This window comes from Micromonospora sp. URMC 105 (assembly GCF_051386295.1).
Classification (GTDB): domain Bacteria; phylum Actinomycetota; class Actinomycetes; order Mycobacteriales; family Micromonosporaceae; genus Micromonospora.
On record NZ_JBPQTL010000196.1, the window covers coordinates 1 to 1,699 of the forward strand.

The 1,699-nt window shown below is 77.9% G+C and carries 1 protein-coding gene and 1 pseudogene; one reads left to right on the forward strand and one right to left on the reverse strand.

What is annotated here, in order from left to right; all coding sequences use genetic code 11:
- A pseudogene (locus ACSNN7_RS28870) lies at positions 1–271 on the reverse strand (hypothetical protein); the annotation flags it as partial.
- A gap of 116 nt (positions 272–387) precedes the next feature.
- On the opposite strand from ACSNN7_RS28870, the gene ACSNN7_RS28875 reads away from it, so the two are divergent.
- Positions 388–1,699: hypothetical protein (locus tag ACSNN7_RS28875; RefSeq protein ID WP_436684206.1), on the forward strand; the 1,312-nt coding region annotated here is incomplete at its 3' end.

The window sequence follows — 1,699 nt, forward strand, 5'->3', positions numbered from 1 at the left end:
TCGTCCGGGGCGCGGTCGGCGCGGCCATGGCGGGCTGCTCCGGCCGCGACGGGGTGGCCGAGGTCGGGGCCGGTACGGAGGTGGGGACGTTCGACGCGGCCGCGGCCGGCGGGTCCGTGGGGGACGACTCGTCCGGACCGGCCAGCACCCAGCCGGTGCCGGCCCCCACGGCGGCCAGCAGGACGAACGCCAGGCCGCCGCCGATCAGCAACGGGGCGCGGCCCGGCCGTCCCGGCTCGGGACTGTCCAGAAGGGTGTGTCCGTCGCTCATCGCACTCTCCGCCTCGTCACCCGCGACCGTACCGGGCGGCGCCAAGCCGTCACCGCACGTCGTCCCGGTCGTCACACGGCTCGCCGCGCCGACCAGGGGACGCTACGCTCCCCGGCATGGCCAGACTGGGCTGGGGAGGATCGGTCGCCACCGCGGTCGGCGTCGCTGCCGGCGTGGGTGCGGCACAACTGGGATTCGCGTACGGGCTGGGCGTCATCGACTGGGCCCCGGTCCAGCCCCCCGCCGCCAACGCCGCCTGGTACGCCAGCCTCGCCTGGGCGACCTGGATCGCCGCCGTCTCCACCATCGCCGGCGCCGTCTGCGCCCAGCGGATGGAGGAGAGCGGGCCCGACGCCGAACCCGCCGGCACGCTGCGCCGGGTGACGCTGGCCGTGGCCGGCGCGGTGGGCGCGCTGACCACGGTGCTGCTGGTGGCCGTACCGGCCCGGGCCGCGACCGTGCCCGACACCTTCTCGCCGCAGAGCCTGGCCGCCGGGTACGCGGTCGTCGGCGTGCTGGTCGGGCTGCTGATCGCGATCTGGGCGCTGCACACCCGGGCCGTCGCGACCAACGTGATCGCCACCGTCGGCTGGATCTGGCTGCTCGCCATGGTGTCGGTCGCGGACGGGGTGCTCGCCGGACGCGGCATGACCACCGCCCAGCTCGGCATCTGGCAGCTCAGCACCGACAGCGCGCGCTTCTGGCTGCGGGACTACGTCTACTGGCCGGGACTGCTGCTGGCCGTCGGTTCGGCGCTGCTGATCGGTGCGCTGGCCGCCCGGCGTAGCGCCCGGGTGGCCAAGTCGCGGCTCGGTGCTGCCGTGTCCGGTGCGGCCGGCCCGCTGCTCGTCGCGCTCGCCTACTTCGTCGCCGTGCCCCGGCTGGCCGGGGTCACCCCCGCCCAGGTCTCGGCGCACTTCGTCGCGCCGTACGCGGTCGTCGTCGGCGCGGTCGGCTCGGTGCTGGTGGCGGCACTCGCCCAGCGTGCCGAACGGCGCGCCGCCGCCCGTCACGCGGTGGTGCCCCGGCAGCGCACCGGCGACCTCGACGACGCCGCGTCCGACGCTGACCTCGCGTCCGCGGGCGACGCATTCGACACCCCCGGCGCATCCGGCGCGCCGCAGCGAGCCGCCGGCCCCACGGACATCCCCGGCGCGCCGCGTCGGGCCACCGGCCCCACGGGCGCCCCGGGCTCCGGCACGGTGACCACGACCGACACCCGACCGCACAGCACCGGGCACGTCGACCCGCTCGCCGCGACCGATCCGGCCCCGGCGGACACCCGCCCGGACAACGACTCCCCGACCACCGGCACCGGCCGGGCCCGACCGGCCCGCCGCGGCCGGGCCGCCCCGCCCGTCCGGGATTCCGCGGCGCAGCCCGCGACCCCGACCGACGAGACCGCGCCCGACCCGACGGCGCCACCCG